This window comes from Streptomyces sp. HPF1205, from assembly GCF_020400825.1.
Classification (GTDB): Bacteria; Actinomycetota; Actinomycetes; order Streptomycetales; family Streptomycetaceae; genus Actinacidiphila.
Map to the genome: position 1 here is coordinate 261948 of NZ_JAINVH010000002.1, position 26441 is coordinate 288388.

Sequence of the window (26441 nt, forward strand, 5' to 3'; positions counted from 1 at the left end):
CCGCTCGCGTCACCCGACCGATCGTTCGGTTGATTCCATGGTCGTCGGCACAAGTACGAGGTGTCAAGCCATTCCAGTGGCTGTGGATAACTCGGTATGGTCGCCGCCGGACGGCTGGGGATGGGTAGCGTGCTCCCCGGCAGCCGTGGCGGGGAGCCAGTGCTGGGAGCGGAGAAGCGATGGATTCGGTGGACGGACCGGAGTCCCGGGCGGGCGCGTTGTCGCTGCCCGGGCGAATAGCGGTCGCGTTGGTGGTGGGCCTCGTCGCGGTGGGGGCCCTCTATCACCTTGCCATGGTGTTTCTGTACGTCTCACCGTCGAACACGCTCAACAAGGAGCACGGAACGGCGGTGAACAACTACATCTATCCGGAGTTCGAACAGAACTGGAAGCTGTTCGCTCCCGACCCCCTTCAGCAGAACATCCACGTCGAGGCCCGCGCGGAGGTGCGCAAGCCCGGCGGCACCCAGGAGACGACCGGCTGGGTCGACATGACCGGCAGGGACATCGCCGCGATGCGGCACGACCCGGTGCCCAGCCACACCCAGCAGAACGAACTGCGCCGCGCGTGGGGCTTCTACACCGACACCCACGACACCCAGGAGCAGCCCACCTCCGGCGACCGCAGCGACCTGAGCCGGACGTATCTGCTGCAGATCCTGGAGAGGCGTTTCGGCCCCACGCTCAACGGCGGTCAGGTGGTGCGCATCCAGGTCCGCGCCGCCACCACCCCGGTGGCCCAGCCGCCGTGGATCGCCGGCAGCTCGCCCCTGACGACGACGTACCGGGTCCTGCCCTGGTGGGTCGTGAACACCTCCGGTAAGGAGAACGCCTCGTGAGCACCTCCGAAGCCGGTTCCCCGGCCCCCGCCGTCTCCGCGCCCGGCAGCCACGCCGCCGGCGCCCCCGTGCCCTCCCCGTTCGCAGACATGGCCGCGGCCGTGGAGCGCGGCATAGGACGCGGCCTGAAGAGGGCGACGTACACCGCTCTCGCCCCCTACCAGAGCGCGATGATACGGATCGGCATCTCGCTGACCTGGCTGCTGTACCTGCTGCGCGAGTGGCCGCACCGCGCCGAGCTCTACGGCCCGAACAGCCCCTGGTCCTTCGACCTGGGCAAGCGGCTCCTGGCGGGCAACCACGCCTTCACGGTGCTCATGTGGAGCGACAGCCGCACCTGGTTCGAATTCGTCTACACGGTCGCCATCGTCTCCGCCGCGATGCTGCTGCTGGGCTGGCGCACCCGTACCGCGAGCGTGCTGTTCATGATCGGTGTGCTGTCGCTGCAGAACCGCAGCGTCTTCGTGGGCGACGGCGGCGACAACGTCATCCACCTCATGGCCATCTACCTCGCCTTCACCCGGTGCGGGAAGGTCTGGTCCCTGGACCGCCGCCGGGCGCTGCGCCAGGCCGAGGCGGCGGCACGCGCCGAGGAGGCGGCTGCCGTCAAGGAGGCGGCTTCCGCCGGGGAGGCGGCTTCGGCCGGGGACGTGGCTTCCGCCGGGGACGGTGAGGGGGCGGGCAAGGCCGCCGTCACGGGCGACGGCCTGGACCCGGTCGGCGTCGCGCTGTGGGTGGTGCTCGGCGCCGCCCTTGTGGCCGCCGCCCTGGACGGCAAGTTCAGCAGCGGATGGGCGCTGATCTTCTGGGCCTGCTGGGCCGGGCAGGCGGTGTGGTGGGCGGTACGGCGTTACGCGCCCGGTGAGCCGCGCACCGTGCTCGACATCGCCGCCAACGTGGTGCACAACGGCGCGCTGCTGGTGATCTGCGTCGAGGTCTGCCTGATCTACTCCACGGCCGGCTGGTACAAGATCCAGGGCAGCCGCTGGCAGGACGGCACCGCCCCCTACTACCCGCTGCACCTGGACGACTTCACCCCCTGGCCCGCCCTGTCGCACGCGCTCGGGCACAACGGCACCCTGATCATGATCATCTGCTACGGCACGGTCATCGCCCAGGTCGCCTTCCCCTTCACCCTCTTCAACCGCCGGGTGAAGAACGTGCTCCTCGCCACGATGATGCTGGAGCACCTGTCGATCGCCATTACGCTCGGGCTGCCGATCTTCTCACTCGCGATGATCTCGGCCGACTCGGTCTTCCTTCCCACCAACTTCCTGCGGTGGGTGGCCGACCGGCTGGTCGGGCTGGTGCGCCCGCGCCGCTCCTCCGCGCTCCCGGTGATCCACGAGCAGCGTGCCGCGGCGGCGACCGAGCCCGCGTCCGAGCCCGAGTCCGAGTCCGCGCCGCCGGGGGCGGTCACGGATCCGGCCTGACCGGCCGGCGCCGTAGGCTGGCGCCATGACCGACGACGAGGCCGCCGCCCTCCGGCGCTGGCGGGCGGCCGCCCCGGACGCCGTCCTGCTGGACGGGTTCCACGCCCTCAAGCACGCCCTGCGCTTCGGGGCCGACGTTCTTGTCGCCGTCACCGGCGACAAGGACGCCATGCTGCGGCTGGCCGCCGGACTCGCCCCCGACCTGGTCGGCGACCTGGCCGACCGGGTGACCGGCGTCCGGCCCGCGGCCCTGCGCGAGCTGGTGGTACGGGTGCACCCGACCGCGGTGGCGGCGCTGGCCGCGCGGCCGGAGCGGGCGGCTGGCCTGGGCGCTCTGCACCGGCTGCCCCGCCGGGCGCCCGTCGTCGTCCTGGACCGGCCGCGCAACCTCGGCAACGTCGGCGCCGTCGTCCGCCTCGCCGCGGGCTTCGGCGTCACCGGCGTCGTCACCACAGGGGACGTCGACCCCTGGCACCCCAACGCCGTACGGGCCGGAGCCGGACTGCACTACGCGACCGCCGTCGAGCGGACCCCGGTGGAGGAGCTGCCCCCGGGACCGCTGTACGTGCTGGATCCCGAGGGTGCCGACATCCGCGACACGATCCTGCCGGACGACGCCCTGATCGTGTTCGGTTCGGAGCGGCACGGCGTCGGCGGCGAGCTGCGCGACCGCGCCGACGAACTGGTGGCGCTCCCCATGAGGGACCTCGTCTCCAGTTACAACCTCGCCACCAGCGTCGGCATGGCCCTCTACCACTGGGCGGCCACGTCCCGCTCCCCGCTGGTCCCGGGACGCCCCTGACCCCGCCGCAGCCCTTACGGCGGTTCACCGACGCTCAGCCGCTCAGCCGCTCAGCCGCTCAGCGGCTCGGCCCGACGACCCGGGTGTCCGGCGGCCGCCAGGCCGCGGCTCAGGCCGGCCTGCGCACCTCCACCATCCGGAAGCGGCCGGCCACGAACGCCCCGTCGCACAGCGTCGCGTTGGCCGCGGGGTTGCCGCCCGAGCCGTGGAAGTCGGAGAACGCCGCCGTCTGGTTGACGTACACCCCGCCGGTCAGATTGAGCGAGAGCTGCGCGCACTCCTCCCAGCAGACCTCCTCCAAGCGCCGCTCCACCTCGGCGGAGGTGGTGTAGCCGGCGACGGTCATGGCGCCCTTCTCGCGGACGGTGCGCCGCAGGAGCTCCAGTGCGTCGGAGGTGGAGTCGACGGCCACGGCGAAGGAGACCGGGCCGAAGCACTCCGACATGTAGGCGGCCTCCGAGTCGGGCTTGGCCCCGTCGAGCTTGATCAGGGCCGGGGTGCGGACCACCGCCTGCGGGAACTCCGGGTGCGCCACCGAACGCGAGGCCAGGGCGACCTCCCCGGTGCCGGGAGCGGCCTCCAGCCGCGCCTTGACGTCGGGGTTGACCAGGGCGCCCAGCAGCGCGTTGGCCCGCGTGTCGTCGCCGAGCAGGCCGTCAACGGCGGCGGCCAGGTCGGCGACCACCTCGTCGTACGACCGCGGGCCGGCTTCGGTGGCGATGCCGTCGCGCGGAATCAGCAGGTTCTGCGGGGTGGTGCACATCTGGCCGCTGTACAGGGACAGGGAGAAGGCCAGGTTGGAGAGCATGCCGCGGTAGTCGTCGGTGGAGTCGATCACCACGGTGTTGACGCCGGCCTTCTCGGTGTAGACCTGCGCCTGGCGCGCGTTGGCCTCCAGCCACTCGCCGAACGCGGTGGACCCGGTGTAGTCGATGACGCGGACCTCCGGGCGCAGCGCCAGCGTCTTGGCCAGGCCCTCGCCGGGGCGCTCCGCGGCCAGGCACACCAGGTCCGGCGCGAAGCCGGCCTCGGCCAGCACCTCGCGGGCGACGGCCACGGTGAGGGCGAGCGGCAGCACCGCGCGCGGGTGGGGCTTGACCAGCACCGCGTTACCGGTGGCCAGGGAGGCGAACAGGCCGGGGTAGCCGTTCCAGGTCGGGAAGGTGTTGCAGCCGATCACCAGGCCGATGCCGCGCGGCACCGCGGTGAAGGTCTTGCGCAGCGCGAGCGGGTCGCGCTTGCCCTGCGGCTTGATCCACTCCGCGGTCTCCGGGGTGCGCACCTGCTCGATGTACGCGTACGCCACCGCCTCCAGGCCGCGGTCCTGGGCATGCGGCCCGCCCGCCTGGAAGGCCATCATGAACGCCTGGCCCGAGGTGTGCATCACGGCGTGGGCGAACTCGTGGGTGCGCGCGTTGACGCGGGCGAGGATCTCCAGGCAGACCATCGCCCGCGCCTCGGGTCCCGCGTCCCGCCAGGCGGGCATCGCCGCGCGCATGGCGGGCAGCAGCACCTCCGGGTCGGGGTGCGGGTACTCGATGCCCAGCTCGATGCCGTAGGGCGAGCGCTCGCCGCCGGTCCAGCCGTCGGTGCCGGGCTGGTCGAGCTCGAAGCGGCGGCCGAGCAGTGCCTGGAAGGCGGCACGGCCCTCCTCCCCGTCCCCGTACGCCTTCGGGTGCTCGGGGTACGGCGACCAGTACTCACGGGTCCTGACGGCCTCCAGGGCCTTGTCGAGCGTGCCGCGATGGCGTTCGATCAAGGGCACAGTGGAGAGATCGGCGGGCATGGGGACCAACTCCTCGTCGAGCTGGGCTGAGTGGCTACGACACCGCTAGATTAACCGAATGTTCGGTCGGGACAAGGTGACATTCCCGGCCTGTGGAAAACTTCCCCGAGCCCCTCGGGGCCGATCGCCGGGAGCCGTGGCAACCGTGACCGCACTCGACCGCAGCAGGACCGTCGCCGTCGTGGGCGCCGGAACCATGGGCCAGGGGATCGCGCAGGTCGCCTTGCTGGCCGGCCACCCCGTACTCCTCCACGACGCGGTGCCCGGCCGCGCGCAGGCGGCTCTCGACGCCGTGGCCGGCCGGCTCGACCGGCTGGTGGACAAGGGGCGGATCGCCGCGGCCGAGCACAAGGCGGCCCTGGCCCGGCTCGCGGCCGCCGGCACGCTCGCGGACCTGGCCGGTGCCGGGCTCGTGGTGGAGGCCGTCGTCGAGGATCTGGCGGTCAAGCAGAGCCTTTTCGCCGAACTGGAGGCGGTCGTCGACGACGGCTGCCTGCTGGCGACCAACACCTCCTCCCTGTCGGTCACCGCGGTGGCCGGTGCCCTGCGGCGGCCCGGTCGGCTCGTCGGCCTGCACTTCTTCAACCCGGCGCCCTTGCTGCCGCTGGTCGAGGTGGTCGCGGGCGCGGCCGGCGAACCGTCCGCCCTCGCCCTGGCCGTCGACACCGCGGCCGCCTGGGGCAAGACCCCGGTGCGCTGCACCGACACCCCCGGATTCCTCGTCAACCGCGTGGCCCGCCCCTTCTACGCCGAGGCGCTGCGGGTGTACGAGGAGCGGGCCGCCGACCCGGCCACCATCGACGCCCTCCTGCGCGAGAGCGGCGGCTTCGCCATGGGCCCCTTCGCGCTGATGGACCTGATCGGCCAGGACGTCAACGAAGCCGTCACCCGTTCCGTGTGGGACGCCTTCTTCCGCGACCCGAAGTTCACCCCGTCACTGGCCCAGCGCCGCCTGGTCGAGTCGGGGCGCCTGGGCCGAAAGACAGGCCGCGGCTGGTTCTCGTACGACGAGGGGGCCGCGGCCTCCTCCGTACCGGAGCCGAACACCGCGGGCGCGGCCCTGGCGCCGGACTTCGTCGTCGTACGCGGATCTCTCGGGCCCGCTCAGGAGGTGGTCCGGCTGGCCGCCGAGGCGGGGATCGAGGTCAGGGAGCAAGGCGGTGAGGACGGCCGGCGGGGGACGATCGTGCTGCCCTCGGGAACGCCGCTGCGGCTCGCCGACGGCCGCTTGCCGGGCGAGCCGTCCGTGCAGTTCGACCTGGCCCTGGACTACGCCGCGGCGAAGCGGATCGGGATCGCCTTCTCGGCCGGGGTGCACGCCGGGGCCGTCGCCGAGGCGACCGGGCTGTTCCAGGCGATGGGCAAGAAGGTCAGCGTGGTGCGCGACGTGCCCGGCATGGTGGTCGCGCGTACCGTCGCCATGCTGGTGGACCTCGCGGTCGACGCCGTCGCCAAGGAGGTCGGCTCCGCGCGCGACGTGGACACCGCCATGCGGCTCGGCGTCAACTACCCGATCGGTCCGCTGGAATGGTGCGAGCGGATCTCCGCCGCCTACGTGCGCGATCTCCTCGACGCCCTCCATGCCTGGTACCCCACCGGCCGCTACGCGCCCTGCCCGGAGTTGAGGCGGCGTGCGGCCGCGGAGGAAGGTGTGATCTCCTCATGACCATGCCCAAGCGCGACACCTATACGCCGGATTCGCTCCTCGCCGTCGCCGTCGAGGTCTTCAACCAGCGGGGATACGACGGCACCTCCATGGAGGACCTCTCCCGTGCGGCCGGCATCTCCAAGTCGTCCATCTACCACCATGTGCGCGGCAAGGAGGAACTGCTCAACCGGGCGGTCGGGCGCGCCCTTGACGGCCTCTTCGGGATCCTCGACGAGGCCGGTGCCCGCGACGGCCGCGCGATCGAGCGGCTGGAGTACGTGACCCGGCGCATGACCGAGGTCCTGACCGGCGAACTGCCCTACGTCACGCTGCTGCTGCGGGTCCGCGGCAACACCCGGACCGAGCGCTGGGCGCTCGAACGCCGCAGGGAGTTCGACCAGCGGGTCTCGGAACTCCTCAAGGCCGCGGTGGCCGACGGCGACCTGCGCGGCGACGTCGAGGCCCGGCTCGCCACCAGGTTGCTGTTCGGCATGATCAACTCGATCGTCGAGTGGTACCGCCCGCACCCGCGGGGCGGGTCCGAAGGGGAGCAGGTGGCCGACGCGGTGGTGCGGCTGGCGTTCGACGGGTTGCGGACGACGCCGGTCGGGAGTGAGGTCCAGTGAACCGTGCCGATGAGCGAGGGCGGCGTCCCGTGACGCCGGGGGGCGGCGGTGTGTCGACGGGCTCGCGTTTCCGTGTCCGCGTGGTGGCCGCCGCGGGGGTCGCGGCGTCGTTACTCCTCCTCGCCGGCTGCGGGGGCGGCGGCTCGGACGCCAAGGGGACGGACGCGGCCTCGCCGTCCGTCACGGCCGACGATTTCGGCTGCCTGTCACCCGAACAGGCGAAAGCCGGCTCCGTGACCTTTCCCGACGCCGACGGCCAGGATGTCGAGGCCTTCGCCTCCGGCAGCGGCAGTACCGCACTCGTCCTCGCCCACCAGGCCGACGGCGACGTGTGCCAGTGGGTGCCGCGGGCCGTGGACCTGGCCAAGGACGGCTACCGGGTCGTCGCCGTCGACTCCGCGGGCAGCGAGGTCGCGGAGCTGACCGCGGCGGTGAAGTACGCCCGGGCGAAGGGCGCCGCCAAGGTGCTGCTCGTCGGGGCCTCCAAGGGCGGCACCGCCGTCCTTTCCGCGGCGGGCGTCATCACCCCCAAGGTGGACGCGGTCGTCTCCCTGTCCGCCCCGGCAACATACGGCGGCATGGACGCCTCCTCGGTCGTGCCCACCCTGACCATGCCGGTCCTCTACATGGCCGCCGACCTGGACTCGTCGTTCGCCGACTCCACCCGGCAGCTGAGCAGGGCCACCACGAGGGCCGCGGAGGACGATCTCGACATCGTGCAGGGCGCCGCCCACGGCGTGGGCATGCTGAGCGACGAGACCAACTACGCGCGGCTCAAGGCGTTCCTGAGGAAGTACGGCCGCTGAGGGCGGGCGGGCCCGGTCAGTCGCCCAGGACCAGGTCCGTCTCCTCGAAGACCAGCAGCGTGCGGCTGCTGAGCACTTCCTCTATCGCCTGCAGCCGGGTCAGCACCAACTCGCGGAGGCTGCGGTTGTCCACCGTGTGCACAAGCAGCAATACGTCGAAATCGCCACTTACCAGGGCAATGTGGACGACACCCGGAAGAGTGACGAGTTTTTCCCGCACGGTCCGCCACGAGTTCTGGACGATCTTGAGCGTGATGTACGCGGACGCGCCCTGCCCGGCCCGCTCGTGATCGACACGGGCGGTGAATCCTCGGATCACTCCGTCCTCTATGAGCCGGTTGATCCGGGCGTACGCGTTCGCCCTCGACACGTGCACACGCTCGGCCACCGAACGCACGGAGGCCCTGCCGTCCTCCTGCAGCAGGCGCAGGATGGTGCGGTCGATCGGGTCCAGAGGTCGGACCGGCTGTTCCTCTTCGGCCATCTGTTCTCTCGCCATCCCCCCGCAGCTCCATACCATGGACGTACTGGCTCCATCTCAGGCTGTGCAGAACCGTTTGTCCACAGGCGGAACGACCCCGTAGCCAAAATGCCTCCGGCGACCGAACAATCGGTAGGGAGAGCGGAACCCGCTCGCGCCCCGACGACGCTTTTCGGTCACCGACCACAAGGAGGTGCTCGCGATGACCGTGCTGGACACGCCTGCTTGGCAACCGCGCACTGATGCCGCGCCGCTGCTGCCCGATCCGGAGCCGTACCGGCTGCTGGGCACCCCGGCCGCCGAGCGGCTGGACGCGGCATGGCTGCGCGGGCTGTACGGGCACCTGGTCCGAGGCCGCCGCTACAACCAGCAGGCCACCGCGTTGACCAAGCAGGGGCGGCTGGCGGTCTACCCCTCCAGTACCGGGCAGGAGGCGGCGGAGATCGGCGCGGCACTCGCCCTGGGCGCGAGGGACTGGCTCTTTCCCAGCTACCGCGACACCCTCGCGGTCGTGGCGCGCGGTGTGGACCCCGTCGAGGCGCTGACGCTGCTGCGAGGCGACTGGCACACCGGTTACGACCCGCGGGCGCACCGGGTGGCGCCGCTGAGCACCCCGCTGGCAACGCAGTTGCCGCACGCCGTCGGCCTGGCCCACGCCGCCCGGCTCAGCGGCGACGACGCCGCGGCGCTGGCGATGGTCGGCGACGGCGGGACCAGCGAGGGGGACTTCCACGAGGCGCTGAACTTCGCGGCGGTGTGGCGGGCGCCCGTCGTCTTCCTCGTGCAGAACAACGGGTTCGCCATCTCCGTGCCGCTGTCCAAGCAGACGGCGGCGCCCACCTTCGCCCACAAGGCGGTCGGGTACGGGATGCCGGGACGGCTGGTGGACGGCAATGACGCGGCAGCGGTGCACGAGGTGCTGGCCGAGGCGATGGACCGGGCGCGCGGCGGCGGCGGTCCCACCCTCGTCGAGGCGGTGACCTACCGGATCGACGCGCACACCAACGCCGACGACGCCACCAGGTACCGCGACGACCACGAGGTGGAGCGGTGGCGGGCGCACGATCCGGTGGCGCTGCTGGAGGACGAACTGACCCGTTCGGGGCTGATGGACGACGCCCTGCGGCAGAGCGCGGCCGAAGAGGCCGAAGCCATGGCCGCGGACCTGCGGGCGCGGATGCACGCCGAGCCTCGGCTCGACCCGATGGACCTGTTCACGCACGTCTTCGCCGAGCCGACAACCCAACTGCGCGAGCAGGAGGCGATGCTGCGGGCGGAGCTGGAAGCGGAGCGGGACGGTGGGCGGGAGACCGCGCACGACGGGGGGCGGCACGCGTGACCACGGCCACCTCGCAGCAGGGCCGCACCGCGGCGGCCACCCGCAAACCCGCCACCATGGCGCAGGCCCTCAACCGGGCGCTGCGCGACGCCTTGGCGCAGGACCCGGCCGTCCACGTCCTCGGCGAGGACGTCGGCACCCTGGGCGGGGTGTTCCGGATCACCGACGGACTCACCAAGGAGTTCGGCGAGGACCGCTGCACCGACACCCCACTCGCCGAGGCCGGCATCCTCGGCACGGCCGTGGGCATGGCGATGTACGGGCTGCGGCCGGTGGTGGAGATGCAGTTCGACGCCTTCGCCTACCCCGCGTTCGAGCAACTGGTCAGCCACGTGGCGCGGATGCGCAACCGCACTCGCGGCGCCCTGCCGCTGCCGATCACCATCCGCATCCCCTACGGCGGCGGCATCGGGGGCGTGGAGCACCACAGCGACTCCTCCGAGGCGTACTACATGCACACCCCCGGGCTGCACGTGGTCACCCCCGCCACGGTGGAGGACGCCTACGGCCTGCTGCGGGCGGCCATTGCGTCCGACGACCCGGTGATCTTCCTGGAGCCCAAGCGGCTGTACTGGTCGAAGGCCGACTGGTCGGCCGAGGAGCCCACCGAGGTGGCGCCGATCGGGCGGGCCGTGGTGCGTCGCCCGGGCCGCACGGCGACGCTGATCACGTACGGCCCCTCGGTGCCGGTCTGCCTGGAGGCGGCCGAGGCGGCCAAGGAGGAGGGCTGGGACCTGGGCGTGGTGGACCTGCGCAGCCTGGTGCCGTTCGACGAGGAGACGGTCGCGGCGGTGGTGCGCGGCACCGGGCGTGCGGTGGTCGTCCACGAGTCGTCCGGGTTCGCCGGGGCGGGGGCGGAGATAGCGGCCAGGGTCACCGAGCGCTGCTTCCACCACTTGGAGGCGCCGGTGCTGCGGGTCGCCGGGTTCGACATCCCCTACCCGCCGCCGATGCTGGAACGGCACCACCTGCCCGGCGTCGACCGCATCCTGGACGCGGTCGGGCGCCTGCAGTGGGAGGAGGGGTGATGGCCGTCGTCAAGGAGTTCACCCTGCCCGACCTGGGCGAGGGGCTGACCGAGGCCGAGATCGTGCACTGGCTGGTCGAAGTCGGCGAGGTCGTGGCCGTCGACCAGCCGGTGGTCGAGGTGGAGACCGCCAAGGCCGTGGTGGAGGTGCCGTGCCCGTACGCGGGTGTGGTCACCGCGCGGTTCGGCGAGGAGGGCGACACCATGGCGGTCGGCCGCCCTCTGGTGACGGTCGCGGTGGGATCGGCGCCGGAGGCGGGACCCGGCCCCGGCGGTTCCGGCCCGGCCGCGGACACCGGCGGCGCGCCCGCAACCGGGAACGGCCCCGCGACCGGCGGCCACGACGGCGAGGGCTCGGGGAACGTCCTGGTCGGTTACGGCACGGGCGCGGCGACGGCCCGGCGGCGCAAACGGGTACGGGCGGTGAGCGCGGCCACCGCCGCCGTGGAAGGGACGGCGCCGGGCGCGGACGGTTCCGCGGTGCGACCCGGTACGGCGGCGCGGCCCGCGTCCTATGGCGCGGGGGCTGGACCCGCGTCCTATGGCGCGGACGCGCTCCAAGGGCCGGTGGCCGTGATCTCGCCGCTGGTCCGGCGGCTCGCCCGGGACAACGGGCTTGACCTGCGGGCGCTGCGGGGCTCGGGCCCGGACGGGCTGATCCTGCGGGCGGATGTCGAGCGGGCACTGGCCGGAGCGACGGCACCGTCGCCGGTCGCCTCGACCGCGGCGGCCACCGCCCCGGCGCCGGCCCGTGTCCAAGCCGAGGGCCGTACGCCCGGCGTCGCCACGCCCGTCCGCACGCAGGAGGAGGCCGTGCGCGTCCCGCTGCGGGGCATACGCGGCGCCGTCGCGGACAAGCTGGCCCGCAGCCGGCGGGAGATCCCGGACGCCACCTGCTGGGTGGACGCGGACGCCACACGGTTGCTGGCCACGCGGGCCGCGATGAACGCGGCCCAGGAGCGCGCGGGCGGCGAACGGATATCGGTGCTCGCGCTGCTGGCCCGGATCTCGGTGGCGGCACTGGCGCGGTTCCCCGACCTGAACGCCATGGTCGACAGCGAACACGGCGAGATCGTGCGGCTGCCGGCCGTGCACCTGGGGTTCGCGGCCCAGACCGACCGGGGCCTGGTGGTGCCGGTGGTGCGGGACGCGCAGGCCAGGACCACGGCCGGGCTGTCCGCGGAGATCGGCCGGCTGACGGCGGCGGCCAGGTCCGGGTCGCTGACGCCCGCGGAGCTGACCGGGGGCACGTTCACGCTGAACAACTACGGGGTGTTCGGGGTGGACGGGTCGACGCCGATCATCAACCACCCCGAGGCCGCGATGCTCGGAGTGGGCCGGATAACGCCCAAGCCGTGGGTGCACGAAGGGGAACTGGCGGTACGGCAGGTGGTGCAACTGTCGTTCACCTTCGACCACCGGGTGTGCGACGGCGGCACCGCGGGCGGCTTCCTCCGGTTCGTGGCCGACTGCGTGGAGGACCCGGCGGTGCTGCTCGCCACGGTGTGACGGCGCCAGGGCGACGGCGGTACGCGCGAGGCGGCGGCGGCCACCTGTGCGACCGTTGCGGCGGGGCGGCCGTTGGGTGCGCGGGTGCGGATAGGGCGGTGGGCCGTGTCGGCCGGGGTGTCCGGGCTGTCGCGTGGAGGTGCCCGGCCGGGTGCCGGCCAGGACGGCCGGAGGCGGCCGCCCGGGCCGTACACGGGGCGCCCGGGGCATACTCGCGGGCATGACGAGGTACGACGCCGTTGTCCTGGCAGGAGGCGCGGCCGGCCGGCTCGGGGGCGCCGACAAGCCCGGCCTGCCGATGGGCGGGCTGATGCTGCTCGACCGGGTGCTGGCCGCGTGCGCGGGCGCGGACCGCACGGTGGTGGTGGGCCCGCGGCGCCCCACGTCCCGGCCGGTGCGGTGGACGCGCGAGGAGCCACCCGGCGGTGGACCGCTGCCCGCCCTGGCCGCGGGGCTGGCCGCCTTGGACGACGCCCACCGCTCGGGGGCGGACGCCGTCGAGGGCCGCCTTTCCGAGGTGGTGCTGGTGTTCGCCGCGGACCTGCCGTTCCTGACCGCCGCCACCGTGGACGCGCTGGCCGCCGCCCTGGCCGCGCGCCTCTCGGGAGCGGCCTCCGGCGCCGAGGACGGCGGTGGGCCGGCCGCCCGGCCGGCGGCCGGTACCGAGGCGCGCGCCGCCGCGGAGAGGACAGGGGGGTCGGTGGATTCGGGGGTATCCGATTGGGACGGGGTGATGCTCACCGATCCCGGCGGGCGGGACCAGCCGCTCGCGGCGGCGTACCGGACGGAGGCACTGCGGCGGGAACTGGCGCTGATAGGGACGGAGCACGGGCGGCTGACAGGGTTGCCGTTGCGGCTGCTGACCGGGGAACTGAGGCTGCTGAGGATGGCCGACCCCACGGGCGAGTCGACGTTCGACTGCGACACATGGGAGGACGTGGCTGTGGCCAGGGCCCGGCTGGACGACAGGTCCGAGGGGTGAGCCTGTCCGACGCGCGGCCGCGGATCGGGGACGATGGGCGTGTGTTGGACGAATGGATGGCAGCAGCCAAGGCCGAACTCGGCCTCGACCTCGATGTGGACACGCAGGTCCTGCTCGACCTGGCCCGGGACGCGGCGCACGGCGTCGCCCGCCCCGCCGCGCCGCTGACGACGTTCCTGGTGGGTTACGCCGCCGGGCGGACGGAGGGCGGTCCGGAGGCGGTACGGGAGGCGGCGGCCAAGGCCGCGGCTCTCGCCCGGCGCTGGGCCGAGGAGGCCGACCCCGAAGCGGACCCGGCGGGATGAGCCGCGACGGCACGGGCGGCCGGGGGCGGCCGGCTTCCGCGGACGAGGCCGACCGGGAACTGGACGACGCCCTCGCCCTGGCCAACGACCGGCGCCCGCCCGAGACCACGAGCCGCAGCGACCCGCTGGCGGTCGCGCTGGCCCTGGGCGAGGACGAGCCCGGGGGGACGGACGGACCCGCGGGGCGGAACGAATCCGGCCGACCGGGAGGGCCCGCCGGGCGGAGGCCCGGGCGCACCCCGGGGCCGGGGACGCCGGTCAGGGCGCGCCCCGCTCCACCTGCGGCCCCCGTGCCGTCGGAGGCCACGCCGGCGCCCGACCCGGCGCTCAAGGCGCGCACCCGCGCCCAAGGCACCCGCGCCCAAGGCACCCGCGCCCAGGGTGACCGCGCCCAAGGCGGCCGCGCGCCGGGCACGCACGCCGAGGACGCCGGGACCCAAGGCGTCCGTTCCCCGGGCCCAGGCGCCCACGGCACGAACAGCCAGGGCGCCGCGACCGGTCGCGCCCATGGCTCACGCCCTCACCACAGCGGCTCCTCCGACATGCCGTGGTCCGAGGCGCGGAGGGTCGCGCGGACGGCGGGGCGGCTGTTGGGGGCGCGCGTGGAGCCGCTGGGGGAGCGCGCGCTGGGGATGGCGCTGGCACGGCCGCTGGTGGCGCTGACGGACCTGCCCTCGTTCGACGCCTCGGCGATGGACGGATGGGCGGTCGCAGGACCGGGGCCGTGGCGGCTGACGGGCCAAGCGCTGGCGGGGCAGCGGCCGGCCGGACAGCCGCTCCCCGACGGGCACGCGGTTCGGATCGCCACCGGGGCCGTACTGCCGTCCGGGGCGACCGCCGTGGTCAGGAGCGAGCACGGGCGGACCGAGCGGCGGGCGGACGGGGAGGAGTGGCTGCGGATCGGCGCGCCGCACCTCGCGCCCGCGCCCGGCCAGGAGGTACGGCGGCGCGGACAGGAGTGCCGGGCGGGCGAGGAACTGCTGGCGGCGGGCACCGTCGTGACGCCGGCGGTGCTGGGGCTGGCGGCGGCGGCCGGGTACGACGAACTGCCGGTCACCGCGCGGCCGACGGTCGACGTGCTGGTGCTGGGCGACGAGTTGCTGGATCGCGGGCTGCCGCGCGACGGCCGGGTCAGGGACGCGCTCGGCCCGATGCTGCCCTCGTGGCTCCGGGCGCTCGGCGCCGAAGTGACCGGAGTACGGCGCCTGGTGGACCGGGCCGACGCCTTGGAGGAGGCGGTCACCGGGAGCGGGGCCGACGTGATCGTGACGACGGGGGGTACGGCCGGCGGTCCTGTCGACCACGTGCACCCCGTGCTGGCCGCCATCGGCGCGCGGCTGCTGGTCGACGGCGTCGCCGTACGCCCCGGGCACCCCATGCTGCTGGCCGGGCTCCCCTCCGGGACCGGCCACCTCATCGGGCTGCCGGGCAATCCCCTGGCCGCCGTGTCCGGCGTGCTCACGCTGGCCGCTCCCCTGCTGCGGACGCTCGCGGGCCGTCCCCTGCCCGCCCCGTACACGGCGCCGCTCACGGCCGATGTGGCCGGGCACCCCACCGACACCCGCCTGGTGCCGGTGGCCTTCGACGACGATTCGGAGGCCCGGCCCCTGCGTTTCGCCGGACCGGCGATGCTGCGCGGCCTCGCGGCGGCCGACGGCATGGCGGTGATCCCGCCGGGCGGCGCCCGCGCCGGTGAGGAGACGGCCGTCCTCGACACCGGGGTTCTCGGCGGCCCGGCCTGGTCGGGCGGGGCCTGAAACGGCCTGAAAACTCCTGACACGGCTGAACCTGAAACGGCCTGAACAGCCTGATACGGGCTGAAACCCGCGGCGGACGGCGCCGGTACGCGGCGCCCGCCGCCTATGTGGCGGGGCTGCCTGTGCGGCGCCGCTGCACAGGCGTCGCCCGCTGCCCGTACGGCGCCCGTCGCCTATGTGTCGCCCGCTGCCCGTGCAGCGCCCGTCGCCTATGTGTCGCCCGTCGCCTTTGCGGCGCCCGGCGCTCGGCGTCCGTGCGCAGGGCGGTCCGTACCGTCCGGAACCGCCCGCCGGGCGTGGGCGGTGCGCGGGCATGGCGGCGTTTCGCGGCGCGCGGAGCGGCGGTAACGTCGGCCGCATGCGTGCGATCACGATTCCGCGGCCAGGTGGTCCCGAGGCGCTGACCTGGAGCGAAGTGCCGGATCCGGTGGCAGGGGACGGCGAGGTCGTCGTCGAGGTGGCCGCGACGGCCGTGAACAGGGCGGATCTGCTGCAGCGGCAGGGCTTCTACGATCCGCCGCCGGGCGCGTCGCCGTATCCAGGGCTGGAGTGCGCGGGGCGGATCACGGAGGTCGGCAGCGGCGTGACCGGCTGGGCGGTCGGCGACGAGGTGTGCGCGCTGCTGGCGGGCGGCGGCTACGCGCAGAAGGTGGCGGTTCCGTTCGGCCAGCTCCTGCCCGTCCCCAAGGGAGTCGACCTCGTCACGGCGGCGGCGCTGCCGGAGGTGACGGCCACCGTGTGGTCGAACGTCTTCATGGTCGCGCACCTGCGGCCCGGCGAAACGCTGCTGGTGCACGGTGGTTCGAGCGGTATCGGGACCATGGCGGTGCAGCTCGGCAAGGCGGTGGGCGCCAAGGTCGCGGTCACCGCGGGCAGCGCGGACAAGCTCGCCGTCTGCCGCGACCTTGGCGCCGACATCCTGATCAACTACCGCGAGCAGGACTTCGCGGAACTCGTCACCGCCGACGTGATCCTCGACATCATGGGCGCGAAGTACCTGGCACGGAACCTGGACGCGCTCGCGGTCAACGGCCGCCTCGTCGTCATCGGGCTCCAGGGCGGCGTGAAAGCCGAGTTGGACCTCGGGGCCCTGCTGCGCAAGCGCGCGGCCATCGCGGCCACGTCGCTCCGCCCCCGTCCGGCGGCGGAGAAGGCGGCCATCGTGGCGGCCGTTCACGAGCACGTGTGGCCGCTGATCGAGGCGGGGACGGTACGGCCGGTGGTCGACCGCGCGCTGCCGGTCGAGAAGGCGGCCGAGGCGCACCGTCTGGTCGAGTCGAGCACGCACGTGGGGAAGGTCCTGCTGACCATGTGATCGTGCGGCAAGCGGATCGCGCGACGCACGGATCGTGTGGCCGTTGACCGTGTGGCCGTTGACCGTGTGGCCGTTGACCGCGTGGCCACTCGCCGCGTGGCCGCGTGCCGGCGATCCGCCCCCGCCCGGGATGCCGGAAATGTCGCATCGTGTGACGCTGTAGGCACACAGGGTGCGGCGGAAGGCGGAGCGCGTGCGGTGGCCAGCGGGAAGTCGGAACGTCATACGTACCGCGGTCCGCTCCACCGCACCGGCCGTGCTCCTGACGGCACTTGCGGTCCCGTCGGCGGCCGCGTCCACCGCGTCCACCGCGTCCACCGCGTCCGTCCCGTCGTACGCGACCACCGAGACCACGGCGACCACCGCCGCCACCACAGCGACCACCGCCGCCCCCGCGTCCCGTGCGGCAGCGGCATCCCCCGCGTCCACCGCCCCCGCGGGGCCCCTCCCAGATTTCGCCCCCCTCTCGCTCCCCGCCGCCCCCGCCGCCCCCGCGGACGTGGGCGCGCGCCTACCGCCGCCGCAGGCCGCGCCGCCCGCTCGGCCGGGTCCCGGCGGGGGCACGGGATCAGGGCCCGGCTCGGGGGGCGGACCCGGCCCGCAGCGTCAGCCGACGCCCGCCGCGCCGCAAGGACCCGCACCACCACCGGTCACGAAGCCGCCACCCGGCCGGGCACCCGACGGCCACGGCCCACCGCCGTACCCCACCGCGACCGCGCCACCGCCCGTGAGGAAGCCGGGACCGGCGCCGCGTCCCACCGCACCGGCGACCGGGCCGAAGAAGCCCGGGAAGCCCGGGAAGCCCGGGATACCCGAGAAGCCCGTGCCGGCGCCCACCGAGGGCGGCCCGCTCCACCCGCCGCCGCCCGGCCCCGTCCCGTACGTGCCGCCGCGCCTGGGCAGGACCGACCGGCAGGACCCGAGGTCGCGCCCGACCGGCCCGGGCCCCGACGGGTACGAGCTCGTCCACCGGTTCGGCCGCGGCGGCCGCGCCCCCTCCCTCCTGCCGGACGAGGACGACGGAGCCGTCGCGAGTGCGCCGGGAGCCTCGCCGTCCGGACCGGTCGCGGGCGGAGGACAGGGCCAGGACGTGGGGCGTGGGCAGGGGGAGGGGCAGGGGCGGGGCCAGGGAGTGGATCAGGGCGGTGACTCCGACGGCGGGTACGGGCCGCGCGGGGCGCTGCGGGTTCTGCCGCTCGGGGCCGGGATGGCACTGCTGGGCCTGGGGCTGGGGTTCCTGGCGATACGGATGCGGCGGCCGTGACGTCCTCTCGTGCGACCGTATGACCGTATGTACGGGTGCGTACGCGGAGTCGACCCGCCGCTCGGGGTCCGGGGGCGGGTGCGGGACAATGGGCCGTATGGAGATGCCGATGAACGAACGGTCGCCGGAGGACCCGCACAACCCGCAGGACCTGCAGTCCTCGCAGAATCCGCAGGTGCTGGTGGTCGGCCCGGACGGGATGGCCCTCGGCGGGGGAGCCGGCGGAACCGGGGGCGAGGGCGAGGAGCCCCGCGAGATCCCCGTGACGGAGATGGTCGAGCAGCCGGCGAAGGTCATGCGCATCGGGAGCATGATCAAGCAGCTCCTGGAGGAAGTGCGGGCGGCGCCTCTCGACGAGGCCAGCCGGGTGCGGCTGAAGGAGATCCACGCCAGTTCCGTCAAGGAGCTGGAGGCCGGCCTGGCGCCGGAGCTGGTGGAGGAGCTGGAGCGGCTTTCGCTGCCGTTCACCGAGGAGAACGTGCCGAGCGAGGCCGAGTTGCGGATCGCCCAGGCCCAGCTCGTGGGCTGGCTCGAAGGGCTCTTCCACGGCATCCAGACGGCGCTGTTCGCCCAGCAGATGGCGGCCCGCGCCCAACTGGAGCAGATGCGCCGCGCCCTTCCGCCCGGCGCCCTCGGGGGCGACGAGGAGCAGCCCGGCCGCCCGGGCGCGCGCTCGGGCCCGTACCTCTGACCCCGCGACCCCCTCGACGCCGAACCGCCGGCCGCCCCCGAGGGCGGCCGGCGGCTTCGTATCAGGGAGAACCCCGCCCGGTCAGGACGACGCCTTGCCCGTGGACACCCAGATGGTGATCGGCGGGGAGGTCTTCGGGTCGTAGTTGTCCAGGTACTTCGGGCTCTGGTTGATCACCGCGCCCTTGCCCCACATCTGCTCGTTCACCCGCACCGTCTTGTACTTCCAGTGAGCGGCGTTCATGCAGGCGATGACCGAGTCGCTGGCGAGGTGGCTGAAGTCCGGCATCGTCATCTCGTCCGGCTTGCCCGGGTTGATCAGCTCGTTGTGCGCCTCGGTGCACTTCGACGGGTCGATGGTGCGGCTCTCGTCGCCCATGACGACATTGGGTGCGCTGGGCGGCTGGGCGGTCGCGGTGGCGGTCGTCGTCGGGCTCACGGGCGCGGTGGAGTGGCCGCCGCCGCCCGCGTTGTCGCCGGAGTGCTTGCCCCGGGTCGCGGCGACGGCGATCACCACGATGACGGCGACAGCCGCGACCGCGGCGATGGCGCCCACGATCAGCCCGGTGTTGGAGCGGCCACCGCCGCCGGAGGGGCCGGACGGGCGCCGCGGTGGCACGCCCACCGAGGGCACCGGCGGCACCGGTGTCCGCGCGACGTTGTACGCGGGGGTCGGCGGCGGCGTCGGGGCGGCGCCCTGCTGGGGGTAGCCGTAGGACGGCGGCGGCGGGGTGCCGGGGGCGTAGGGGCCGGGCGTCGAGGGCGCGTACGGCGTCTGGATCTGCGGCGGCGGGGTCCGCACCTGGCCCTGCACGGGCGGGAAGACCGAGGCGGCGACGCCCTCGCCGCGGCTGGTGACCGCCCCCGGGTCGGAGATCACCGGCATGGTGCCGCGCGCGGTCGCGGCCAGCACCCGGTCGGCCTCGTCGTGCATGGCGTCGGCGGTCGGGAACCGCTCGGCGGGGTTCTTGCGCAGCGCCCGCGCGACCAGCGCGTCCACGGCCGGCCCGAGCGCGCGGTTGAACCGGGACGGGGCAGGCGGGGTCTCCTGGACGTGCTGGTACGCCATCGCCAGCGGCGAGTCCGCGTCGAACGGCAGCCGGCCGGTGAGGAGTTCGAACAGCATGCAGCCGACCGAGTACAGGTCGGACCGCTCGTCCACGCCCCGCCCCAGCGCCTGCTCGGGCGAGAGGTACTGCGGGGTGCCGACCACCATGCCGGTCTGGGTCATGGAGGTGACGCCGGACTGCATGGCGCGCGCGATGCCGAAGTCCATGACCTTGACGACGCCGCGCTTGGTGACCATCACGTTGCCCGGCTTGATGTCCCGGTGCACCAGGCCCATCTCGTGGCTGACCGCGAGCGCCGCCAGCACGTCGCCTGTGATCTTCAGCGCCTTGTCGGCGGGCATCGCCCCGTACTGCGCGATGTCCGCGGCCAGGACGTCGCCGAGCGGCTTGCCCTCGACGTACTCCATGACGATGTACGGGACGAGCCGGCCCTCGATCTCGTCCTCGCCGGAGTCGAAGACGGAGACGATGTTGGTGTGGTTGAGTTTGGCCACGGACTGGGCCTCGCGGCGGAACCGCTCGCGGAAGGACTGCTCGCTGCCGAGGTTGGTGTGCAGGGTCTTGACGGCGACGGGACGGTCGAGCACCTTGTCATGTGCCAGGTGCACGGAGGCCATGCCGCCCTGGCCGAGCAGGTCGCGCAGGACGTAGCGCCCGCCGCCGACCGAGCGTCCCGTGTACCCGCCCTGCGTGGCGTCCCCGCTCATCAGTACCGCTACCCCCGTCAACGAAAACAGGGGCCTGCGCGGCCCCTAGCCTGCCCGCCAAGTCTGGCTGATCGCGCGAGCACGTCAAGTTCGTTGACCATCTCGTCACCTGAAACGCATCGTCCGCGCACAATGCGCTGACCCCCCCGCGTCCGGCCGCCCGACTTCCCTGCCGGGGACGGCGGTAACCCGAAAAGCGGTACGGTGGCCGGGACCGAAGCACGGCACCCTGGCGTGCGCAGCCCCCTCTCACCCCCCCGTGCACCGCGTACGGGGACGAACGACGGCGAGGACTGATGGCCGATCCCAACGAGACGACCACCGGCACCGGAGCGTCGGAGAGCTCCGGCGAGTGGCGCGTCGGCTCCCTGGTCGGTGAGGGCCGCTACCGGCTGGCCCGCAAGCTCGGCAGGGGCGGCATGGCCGACGTGTACGCCGCCGAGGACGTGCGGCTCGGCCGCGTCGTCGCCGTCAAGCTGCTGCGCGGCGACCTGGCGGAGGACCCGGTCTCCAAGGCCCGGTTCACGCGCGAGGCGCAGTCCGTGGCGGGTCTGAACCACCACGCGGTCGTCGCGGTGTACGACTCCGGCGAGGACCGCACGCCCAGCGGGACCGTCCCCTACATCGTGATGGAGCTGGTCGAGGGCCACACCATCAAGGACCTGCTGACCGGCCCCACCCCGCCGCCGGTCGACCAGGCGCTGCTGATCGTCTCCGGCGTGCTGGAGGCGCTCGCCTACAGCCACCAGCACGGCATCGTCCACCGCGACATCAAGCCCGCCAACGCGATCATCACCACGACCGGCGCGGTCAAGGTCATGGACTTCGGCATCGCCCGCGCGCTGCACGGGGCGTCCACCACGATGACGCAGACCGGCATGGTGATGGGCACGCCGCAGTACCTGTCGCCCGAGCAGGCGCTCGGCAAGACCGTCGACCACCGCAGCGACCTGTACGCGACCGGCTGCATGCTCTACGAACTGCTCACGCTGCGCCCGCCCTTCGTCGGCGAGACGCCGCTGTCGGTGGTCTACCAGCACGTCCAGGACGAACCGCAGCTCCCGTCGGCCGTCAGCGGCCGGGTGCCGCCCGAGCTGGACGGCCTGGTCATGCGGGCCCTGGCCAAGGACCCCGACGACCGTTTCCAGACGGCCGAGGAGATGGGCGCCGTCGTCGGCTACGCCTACCAGGCGCTCACCCAGCAGGGCGGCTGGACCGGCGGCATGTGGGACACCGGCGCGGTGACCTCGGTCATGCCGCACGCGGGCGCTCCCGGCGGTACGGGACCGGGCACGCGTGTCGCGCCCGCGGCGGCGGGGGCGGCGGCGGGCGCCATGGGCAGCACCATGGCCACGTCCCGCATCCCGGCCGGCGCCGCGGACGGCGGTGGGTACGGCGAGGGGTACGGTGCCGACCACCGGCCTCCCGGCAACCGCTGGATCAAGCCCGTCCTGTTCACGGTCGCCGCGGTCATGGCGATCGCCCTCGGCGTGTTCCTGGCCACCCGTCACCACGGCAGTGGCAACAATCCCGCCGACACCCGTCCGCCCTCGGCCACCCACGACAGCGGGCAGTCCAGCGGGACCCCCAGCGACCAGCCGACCGACACCGGCGAGGCCAGCACGGCCCCGGACACCTCCGGCAACCAGGCTCCGCCGACCAAGTGGACCACCAAGCCCACGACGGCCACGCCCACCACCACGCCCCCGACACCCACCACGACGCCTCCGACGACACCGACGACCACCGCGCCGACGCCGACCGAGACCACGACGCCGCCCGCGAGTCCCTCGTCCCCCGCCGGCACCCCCAGCGTCGGCACCGTCACCGGCGCCACCAGCGGCGGCAGCACCGGCGGCAGCAAGAACGGCGGCTCCACCGGCGGCACAAGCGGCACGAACGGCTGACGCACGAAGGGCGCCCCGAAAGGCACGCGGCAAGTGGTGCGGCCCCCGGCAACGGCCCGCACCCTTTACGGCGGGTGGCCGCGGGGCGCCTGATGCGCGGCCGGCCGCGCCATAGGGGCGCGGGGAACTGCGCGAGCAACCCAAGGAGCGCGGGCACCCGGCAACGGCCCGCACCCTTTACGGCGGGTGGCCGCGGACCGGACGTGGACGATCGCGCGCCCCCGGCAACGGACCGCACCCCTTACGGCGGGTGGCCGTGACCAGCCCAAGCCGGAAGTGCCCGCACATACGGAGGAGCCCGGCTCCGGCGCCCTACTCCGTAAAGGCGTCCAGCACCGCCCCGTACTCGCGCGTCCACCACACGGCGAGGGCGGAGGCGGCAGGGAAGAGGGGGTCGGAGCGCCGGTCGAGCCGTTCGTAGCGCCAGTCGAGCATCCAGAAGTCGTTGAGGCGCTCCCACCACACGCGGTGGACGGCGGCGGCCATCTCCGCGGGGGACGCGGCGGCGGCGCGGCGGTAGGCGCGGGCGTAGGCACGTACCTTCGGCAGGGCGAGGCGGCCGTCCACGGGGTGGACGAAGAAGATCGCGGCGGCCCGGACCGCCTCCTCGGCGCGGGGGCGCACCCCGAGCCGGTCCCAGTCGACGATCGCGGCGGGCTCGTCGCCTCGGTAGAGCAGGTTCAGCGGGTGGAAGTCGCCGTGCACCCAGCCGTTGACCGCGCCGACGGCGTCCGGCGGGCGGTGGTGGGCGTACTGCCGCAGCAGCGCCCGGCGTTCGAGCAGCCGGTGCTCGGCCAGCGCGTCGAAGGCGGCGTCCAGGGCGTCGTAGGGCCGGTGCCGGCGCACGAGCGCGAGCAGCCGCGCGATGCGGTCGTACGTGCGCGACGGGTGCGCGCTCGGGTGGCGCACGGCGTACGGGGGCGGCTGCACGCGCGCCAGCGCGGTGTGCACCGTGCCGAGCAGCGTGCCGAGCCGGCCGGACTGCGCCTCGCTGAGGTCGGTTCCCTCGCGGTGGCGGCCGTCGATCCACGGGAAGAGGGCGTAACCGTATCCGCCGGACACCGTGACCGTGCGTCCGCGGGCGTCCGGCAGCGGCGCGGCGGCCGGGACGCCGAGCCGCGCCAGGGCCTGGGTGGCGCGGTGCTGGCGGACGATGGTCCGGGGGGCGGCGGTGTCCGGGGCGAGGTACTGCTTGAGGAAGAACCGCCCCCGGGTGGTGGTGAGCCGCCACCCCTGATTGAGCAGTCCCAGCGGGACGGGTTCGCAGGTCAGCGGGGAACCCATGGCCTCGTAGCGGAGCAGGAGCGCGGTCGGCACCGGGGGCTTCGTCGCGGTGCCCGTCACGGGTTTCAGCGTAGATCACATGATGGGCCCGACCGGCCGTGAGAGCTCCCCCGCACCCTTCCGCCCCCGATTCGCCTCCCCGCGCCACCCCCGGGAACGGCGGTGCAAGGGGGCCGCGGAGGTACATCGGGTGGGCGCGGGTGGGCGCGGGTGGGGCACGGACGGGCCGCGGACGGCCGGGGTGCGCCAGACAGGGACCACACCGGGACCACCCAGGGACCGCCCCGGCGCCACCGCGGGGACCGCCCCGGCGCCGCGCGGGCGCCACGCCCGAAAGGACGCGGCCGTCTCGTGATCCTCGCGCCCCTTACGCACATTCCCCATCCGGGATACGGTGCGATTGTCCCGGCGATGGCCTGCGCTGATGCCGCCCAGGCGCGAACTTACTAGGAAATCCAAACAAAACCGCAGGTCAGAAACTATGCGCTCCGCCTACGCGGAGGTGTTCCGTTATGGGTAACGTCTGACTGCAGGCCATGTACCGGGGCTATGTCACGCCTGGCTCGGCCATGCCGCACATACCCCGTGCGCTACGTCGGACAGGTGAGCCGCACTGGTCGCCCGGCGGATCCCGGGGGCCGGACAGACGGAGGAGCGAACGTGAGCGTGAAGAGCACTGCCGCAGGGGGCCCGCCCGCCAAGGGCCGCGGGCGCACGACCCGCGGCGGCGGCACGAAGCGCCGCAGCGGGGACGAGCCCGAGCTCGTGCAGCTGCTGACCCCGGAGGGCGAGCGCGTCGGGCACAGCGAGTACTCCATCGACCTGACGCCGGAAGAGCTGCGCGGCCTGTACCGGGACATGGTGCTGACCCGCCGTTTCGACGGCGAGGCGATCACCTTGCAGCGCCAGGGCGAACTCGGCCTGTGGGCGTCGCTGCTGGGCCAGGAGGCCGCCCAGATCGGTTCGGGCCGGGCCACCCGCCCCGACGACTACGTCTTCCCGACGTACCGCGAGCACGGCGTCGCCTGGACGCGGGACGTGGACCCGCTGAACCTGCTGGGCATGTTCCGCGGGGTCAACAACGGTGGGTGGGACCCGAACGAGAACAACTTCCACCTGTACACGATCGTCATCGGCTCCCAGACGCTGCACGCCACCGGCTACGCGATGGGCGTGGCCATGGACGGCGCCGACAGCGCGGTGCTGGCCTACTTCGGCGACGGCGCCTCCAGCCAGGGCGACGTGGCCGAGGCGTTCACCTTCGCGGCCGTCTACAACGCGCCGGTGGTGTTCTTCTGCCAGAACAACCAGTGGGCGATCTCCGAGCCCACCGAGCGGCAGTCGCGGGTCCCGATCTACCAGCGCGCGGCCGGCTTCGGCTTCCCCGGCGTCCGCGTCGACGGCAACGACGTCCTGGCCGTCCTGGCCGTCACCCGCGCCGCCCTGGACCACGCCCGCAGCGGCCAGGGCCCCATGCTGGTCGAGGCGTTCACGTACCGGATGGGCGCGCACACCACGACCGACGACCCGACCCGCTACCGCAGCGACGACGAGCGCGAGGAGTGGGCGTCCAAGGACCCGATCGCCCGCCTGAAGACGTACCTGGAGCGGGAGGGCCTGGCCGACGAGGGGTTCTACGCCGAGGTCGAGCGGGAAAGCGACGCTCTGGCCAAGCGCGTACGAGAGGGTGTGCGGAACATGCCGAACCCGGACCCCATGGCGATCTTCGAGCACGCGTACGCCGACGGGCACGCGCTCGTCGACGAGGAGCGCGCCGCGTTCGCCGCGTACCTGGACTCCTTCGAGGACGGCGGGCACTCCGCGCACGGCACGCACACCGCAGGCACCCACGCCGGAACGGGGCACTGACATGAGCCAGAAGATGTCTCTCGCGAAGGCGCTGAACGAATCGCTGCGCAAGGCCCTGGAGAGCGACCCGAAGGTGGTCGTCATGGGCGAGGACGTGGGCAAGCTCGGCGGCGTCTTCCGCATCACCGACGGCCTGCAGAAGGACTTCGGGGAGAGCCGGGTGATCGACACCCCGCTCGCCGAGTCCGGCATCATCGGCACGGCGATCGGCCTCGCGCTGCGCGGCTACCGGCCGGTGGCGGAGATCCAGTTCGACGGTTTCGTCTTCCCCGCCTACGACCAGATCGTCACGCAGCTCGCCAAGATGCACGCCCGCGCGCTGGGCAAGGTCAAGCTGCCGGTCGTCATCCGCATCCCCTACGGCGGCGGCATCGGCGCGGTGGAGCACCACAGCGAGTCCCCGGAGGCGCTGTTCGCGCACGTCGCCGGCCTGAAGATCGTCACGCCGTCGAACGCCGACGACGCCTACTGGATGCTGCGGCAGGCCATCGAGTGCGACGACCCGGTGATCTTCTTCGAGCCCAAGCGGCGGTACTGGGACAAGGGCGAGGTCGACGTCGCGGCCGTCCCCGGCGACCTGCACAAGGCGGTCGTGGCGCGGCCCGGCACCGACGTGACGCTCGCGGCCTACGGCCCGATGGTCAAGGTGTGCCTGGAGGCCGCCGCGGCGGCGGAGCACGAGGGCCGCAGCCTGGAGGTGCTCGACCTGCGCTCGCTGTCGCCGATCGACTTCGACACCGTCCAGGCGTCGGTGGAGCGGACCGGGCGGCTGGTGGTCGTGCACGAGGCCCCGGTGTTCTACGGCGCGGGGGCGGAGATCGCCGCGCGGATCACGGAGCGCAGCTTCTACCACCTGGAGGCGCCGGTGCTGCGCGTGGGCGGTTTCCACGCGCCCTACCCGCCGGCCCGCCTGGAGGAGGAGTACCTGCCGGGCCTGGACCGGGTGCTCGACGCCGTCGACCGCGCGCTGGCGTTCTGAGGAGAGGGTTGTGACG

20 protein-coding genes and 1 pseudogene are annotated in these 26441 nt (G+C 73.7%); 17 read left to right on the forward strand and 4 right to left on the reverse strand.

Annotation, left to right across the window (positions count from 1 at the left end):
• Positions 1–179 precede the first annotated feature (179 nt).
• The 3 genes from K7G61_RS03410 to K7G61_RS03420 are packed head-to-tail and all read left to right on the forward strand — an operon-like array spanning position 180 to position 3074.
• Complete coding sequence (locus K7G61_RS03410; protein ID WP_225845054.1) at positions 180–839, forward strand: DUF5819 family protein; 660 nt, start codon at positions 180–182, stop codon at positions 837–839.
• On the forward strand, positions 836–2272 hold the full coding sequence (locus tag K7G61_RS03415) for an HTTM domain-containing protein (RefSeq protein ID WP_374204037.1): 1437 nt from the start codon (positions 836–838) through the stop codon (positions 2270–2272). Before K7G61_RS03410 ends, K7G61_RS03415 begins: the two co-directional genes overlap by 4 nt.
• Before the next feature lie 25 nt (positions 2273–2297).
• Entirely contained in the window at positions 2298–3074 is a 777-nt protein-coding gene (locus K7G61_RS03420) for an RNA methyltransferase (protein WP_225845055.1), read from the forward strand.
• Positions 3075–3183: 109 nt separating this feature from the next.
• On the opposite strand, the gene paaN is transcribed toward K7G61_RS03420, so the two are convergent.
• The gene (paaN, locus tag K7G61_RS03425; protein ID WP_225845056.1) at positions 3184–4860 is read right to left on the reverse strand and encodes a phenylacetic acid degradation protein PaaN; all 1677 of its coding nucleotides are present in this window, start codon (positions 4858–4860) and stop codon (positions 3184–3186) included.
• Between the two features lie 145 nt (positions 4861–5005).
• Here paaN and K7G61_RS03430 point away from each other — a divergent pair, with 145 nt between their 5' ends.
• From K7G61_RS03430 to K7G61_RS36840, 3 genes are all read left to right on the forward strand, one after another.
• Positions 5006–6526 carry a 3-hydroxyacyl-CoA dehydrogenase gene (locus tag K7G61_RS03430; RefSeq protein WP_225845057.1) on the forward strand — a complete coding sequence of 507 codons (1521 nt, stop codon included), beginning with the start codon at positions 5006–5008 and terminating at the stop codon, positions 6524–6526.
• A complete protein-coding gene (locus K7G61_RS03435; protein WP_225845058.1) occupies positions 6523–7134 on the forward strand; it encodes a TetR/AcrR family transcriptional regulator in 612 nt (203 codons plus the stop codon). Before K7G61_RS03430 ends, K7G61_RS03435 begins: the two co-directional genes overlap by 4 nt.
• 80 nt (positions 7135–7214) lie before the next feature.
• Positions 7215–7940: a S9 family peptidase gene (locus K7G61_RS36840; RefSeq protein WP_225845059.1), complete on the forward strand. Its 726-nt coding sequence runs from the start codon at positions 7215–7217 to the stop codon at positions 7938–7940.
• A gap of 16 nt (positions 7941–7956) precedes the next feature.
• Here the strand turns inward: K7G61_RS36840 and K7G61_RS03445 are convergent, their stop codons facing one another.
• Positions 7957–8439, reverse strand: a complete 483-nt coding sequence (locus tag K7G61_RS03445) for an Lrp/AsnC family transcriptional regulator (RefSeq protein ID WP_225845060.1) — start codon at positions 8437–8439, stop codon at positions 7957–7959.
• A 184-nt stretch (positions 8440–8623) separates the two neighbouring features.
• Between K7G61_RS03445 and pdhA (K7G61_RS03450) the strand changes: the two genes are divergently transcribed.
• The 8 genes and pseudogenes from pdhA (K7G61_RS03450) to K7G61_RS03495 all read left to right on the forward strand — a co-directional run bounded on the left by pdhA (K7G61_RS03450) (position 8624) and on the right by K7G61_RS03495 (position 18610).
• Positions 8624–9760, forward strand: coding sequence for a pyruvate dehydrogenase (acetyl-transferring) E1 component subunit alpha (pdhA, locus tag K7G61_RS03450; protein ID WP_225845061.1), 1137 nt, complete (start codon positions 8624–8626; stop codon positions 9758–9760).
• A gap of 56 nt (positions 9761–9816) precedes the next feature.
• A complete protein-coding gene (locus tag K7G61_RS03455) occupies positions 9817–10788 on the forward strand; it encodes an alpha-ketoacid dehydrogenase subunit beta (RefSeq protein WP_263983865.1) in 972 nt (323 codons plus the stop codon).
• Positions 10788–12296 carry a dihydrolipoamide acetyltransferase family protein gene (locus tag K7G61_RS03460; protein WP_225845063.1) on the forward strand — a complete coding sequence of 503 codons (1509 nt, stop codon included), beginning with the start codon at positions 10788–10790 and terminating at the stop codon, positions 12294–12296. The genes K7G61_RS03455 and K7G61_RS03460 overlap by 1 nt, the downstream gene beginning before the upstream one ends.
• Positions 12297–12516: 220 nt before the next feature.
• Positions 12517–13583, forward strand: a pseudogene (locus tag K7G61_RS03465) (DUF6457 domain-containing protein).
• Positions 13580–15340 carry a molybdopterin molybdotransferase MoeA gene (locus K7G61_RS03475; RefSeq protein WP_225845066.1) on the forward strand — a complete coding sequence of 587 codons (1761 nt, stop codon included), beginning with the start codon at positions 13580–13582 and terminating at the stop codon, positions 15338–15340. Before K7G61_RS03465 ends, K7G61_RS03475 begins: the two are co-directional and overlap by 4 nt.
• 358 nt (positions 15341–15698) lie before the next feature.
• The gene (locus tag K7G61_RS03480) at positions 15699–16655 is read left to right on the forward strand and encodes an NAD(P)H-quinone oxidoreductase (RefSeq protein WP_225845067.1); all 957 of its coding nucleotides are present in this window, start codon (positions 15699–15701) and stop codon (positions 16653–16655) included.
• Between the two features lie 823 nt (positions 16656–17478).
• On the forward strand, positions 17479–17919 hold the full coding sequence (locus K7G61_RS03490; RefSeq protein WP_225845208.1) for a hypothetical protein: 441 nt from the start codon (positions 17479–17481) through the stop codon (positions 17917–17919).
• 97 nt (positions 17920–18016) lie between these two features.
• A complete protein-coding gene (locus K7G61_RS03495; protein ID WP_225845068.1) occupies positions 18017–18610 on the forward strand; it encodes a bacterial proteasome activator family protein in 594 nt (197 codons plus the stop codon).
• An 81-nt stretch (positions 18611–18691) separates the two neighbouring features.
• Here K7G61_RS03495 and K7G61_RS03500 read toward each other — a convergent pair whose 3' ends face one another.
• Entirely contained in the window at positions 18692–20386 is a 1695-nt protein-coding gene (locus K7G61_RS03500) for a protein kinase (protein ID WP_225845069.1), read from the reverse strand.
• A 296-nt stretch (positions 20387–20682) separates the two neighbouring features.
• Between K7G61_RS03500 and K7G61_RS03505 the strand changes: the two genes are divergently transcribed.
• Positions 20683–22293 carry a protein kinase gene (locus K7G61_RS03505; protein WP_225845070.1) on the forward strand — a complete coding sequence of 537 codons (1611 nt, stop codon included), beginning with the start codon at positions 20683–20685 and terminating at the stop codon, positions 22291–22293.
• A gap of 312 nt (positions 22294–22605) precedes the next feature.
• On the opposite strand, the gene K7G61_RS03510 is transcribed toward K7G61_RS03505, so the two are convergent.
• Positions 22606–23577: a phosphotransferase gene (locus K7G61_RS03510; protein WP_225845190.1), complete on the reverse strand. Its 972-nt coding sequence runs from the start codon at positions 23575–23577 to the stop codon at positions 22606–22608.
• A 660-nt stretch (positions 23578–24237) separates the two neighbouring features.
• On the opposite strand from K7G61_RS03510, the gene pdhA (K7G61_RS03515) reads away from it, so the two are divergent.
• Positions 24238–25446: a pyruvate dehydrogenase (acetyl-transferring) E1 component subunit alpha gene (pdhA, locus tag K7G61_RS03515; RefSeq protein ID WP_225845071.1), complete on the forward strand. Its 1209-nt coding sequence runs from the start codon at positions 24238–24240 to the stop codon at positions 25444–25446.
• Between the two features lies 1 nt (position 25447).
• Positions 25448–26425, forward strand: coding sequence for an alpha-ketoacid dehydrogenase subunit beta (locus K7G61_RS03520; protein ID WP_225845072.1), 978 nt, complete (start codon positions 25448–25450; stop codon positions 26423–26425).
• Positions 26426–26441 lie beyond the last annotated feature (16 nt).

Bases quoted from the DNA above. Each gene is read 5' to 3' on its own strand.
- pdhA (WP_225845061.1), top strand. From the start codon at position 8,624: ATGACCGTGCTGGACACGCCTGCTTGGCAACCGCGCACTGATGCCGCG.
- K7G61_RS03435 (WP_225845058.1), top strand. From the start codon at position 6,523: ATGACCATGCCCAAGCGCGACACCTATACGCCGGATTCGCTCCTCGCC.
- K7G61_RS03495 (WP_225845068.1), top strand. From the start codon at position 18,017: ATGGAGATGCCGATGAACGAACGGTCGCCGGAGGACCCGCACAACCCG.
- K7G61_RS03500 (WP_225845069.1), bottom strand. From the start codon at position 20,386: ATGAGCGGGGACGCCACGCAGGGCGGGTACACGGGACGCTCGGTCGGC.
- K7G61_RS03410 (WP_225845054.1), top strand. From the start codon at position 180: ATGGATTCGGTGGACGGACCGGAGTCCCGGGCGGGCGCGTTGTCGCTG.
- K7G61_RS03420 (WP_225845055.1), top strand. From the start codon at position 2,298: ATGACCGACGACGAGGCCGCCGCCCTCCGGCGCTGGCGGGCGGCCGCC.
- K7G61_RS03520 (WP_225845072.1), top strand. From the start codon at position 25,448: ATGAGCCAGAAGATGTCTCTCGCGAAGGCGCTGAACGAATCGCTGCGC.
- K7G61_RS03480 (WP_225845067.1), top strand. From the start codon at position 15,699: ATGCGTGCGATCACGATTCCGCGGCCAGGTGGTCCCGAGGCGCTGACC.
- K7G61_RS03460 (WP_225845063.1), top strand. From the start codon at position 10,788: ATGGCCGTCGTCAAGGAGTTCACCCTGCCCGACCTGGGCGAGGGGCTG.
- K7G61_RS03455 (WP_263983865.1), top strand. From the start codon at position 9,817: ATGGCGCAGGCCCTCAACCGGGCGCTGCGCGACGCCTTGGCGCAGGAC.
- K7G61_RS03510 (WP_225845190.1), bottom strand. From the start codon at position 23,577: ATGGGTTCCCCGCTGACCTGCGAACCCGTCCCGCTGGGACTGCTCAAT.
- K7G61_RS03445 (WP_225845060.1), bottom strand. From the start codon at position 8,439: ATGGCGAGAGAACAGATGGCCGAAGAGGAACAGCCGGTCCGACCTCTG.
- K7G61_RS03475 (WP_225845066.1), top strand. From the start codon at position 13,580: ATGAGCCGCGACGGCACGGGCGGCCGGGGGCGGCCGGCTTCCGCGGAC.
- paaN (WP_225845056.1), bottom strand. From the start codon at position 4,860: ATGCCCGCCGATCTCTCCACTGTGCCCTTGATCGAACGCCATCGCGGC.
- K7G61_RS03505 (WP_225845070.1), top strand. From the start codon at position 20,683: ATGGCCGATCCCAACGAGACGACCACCGGCACCGGAGCGTCGGAGAGC.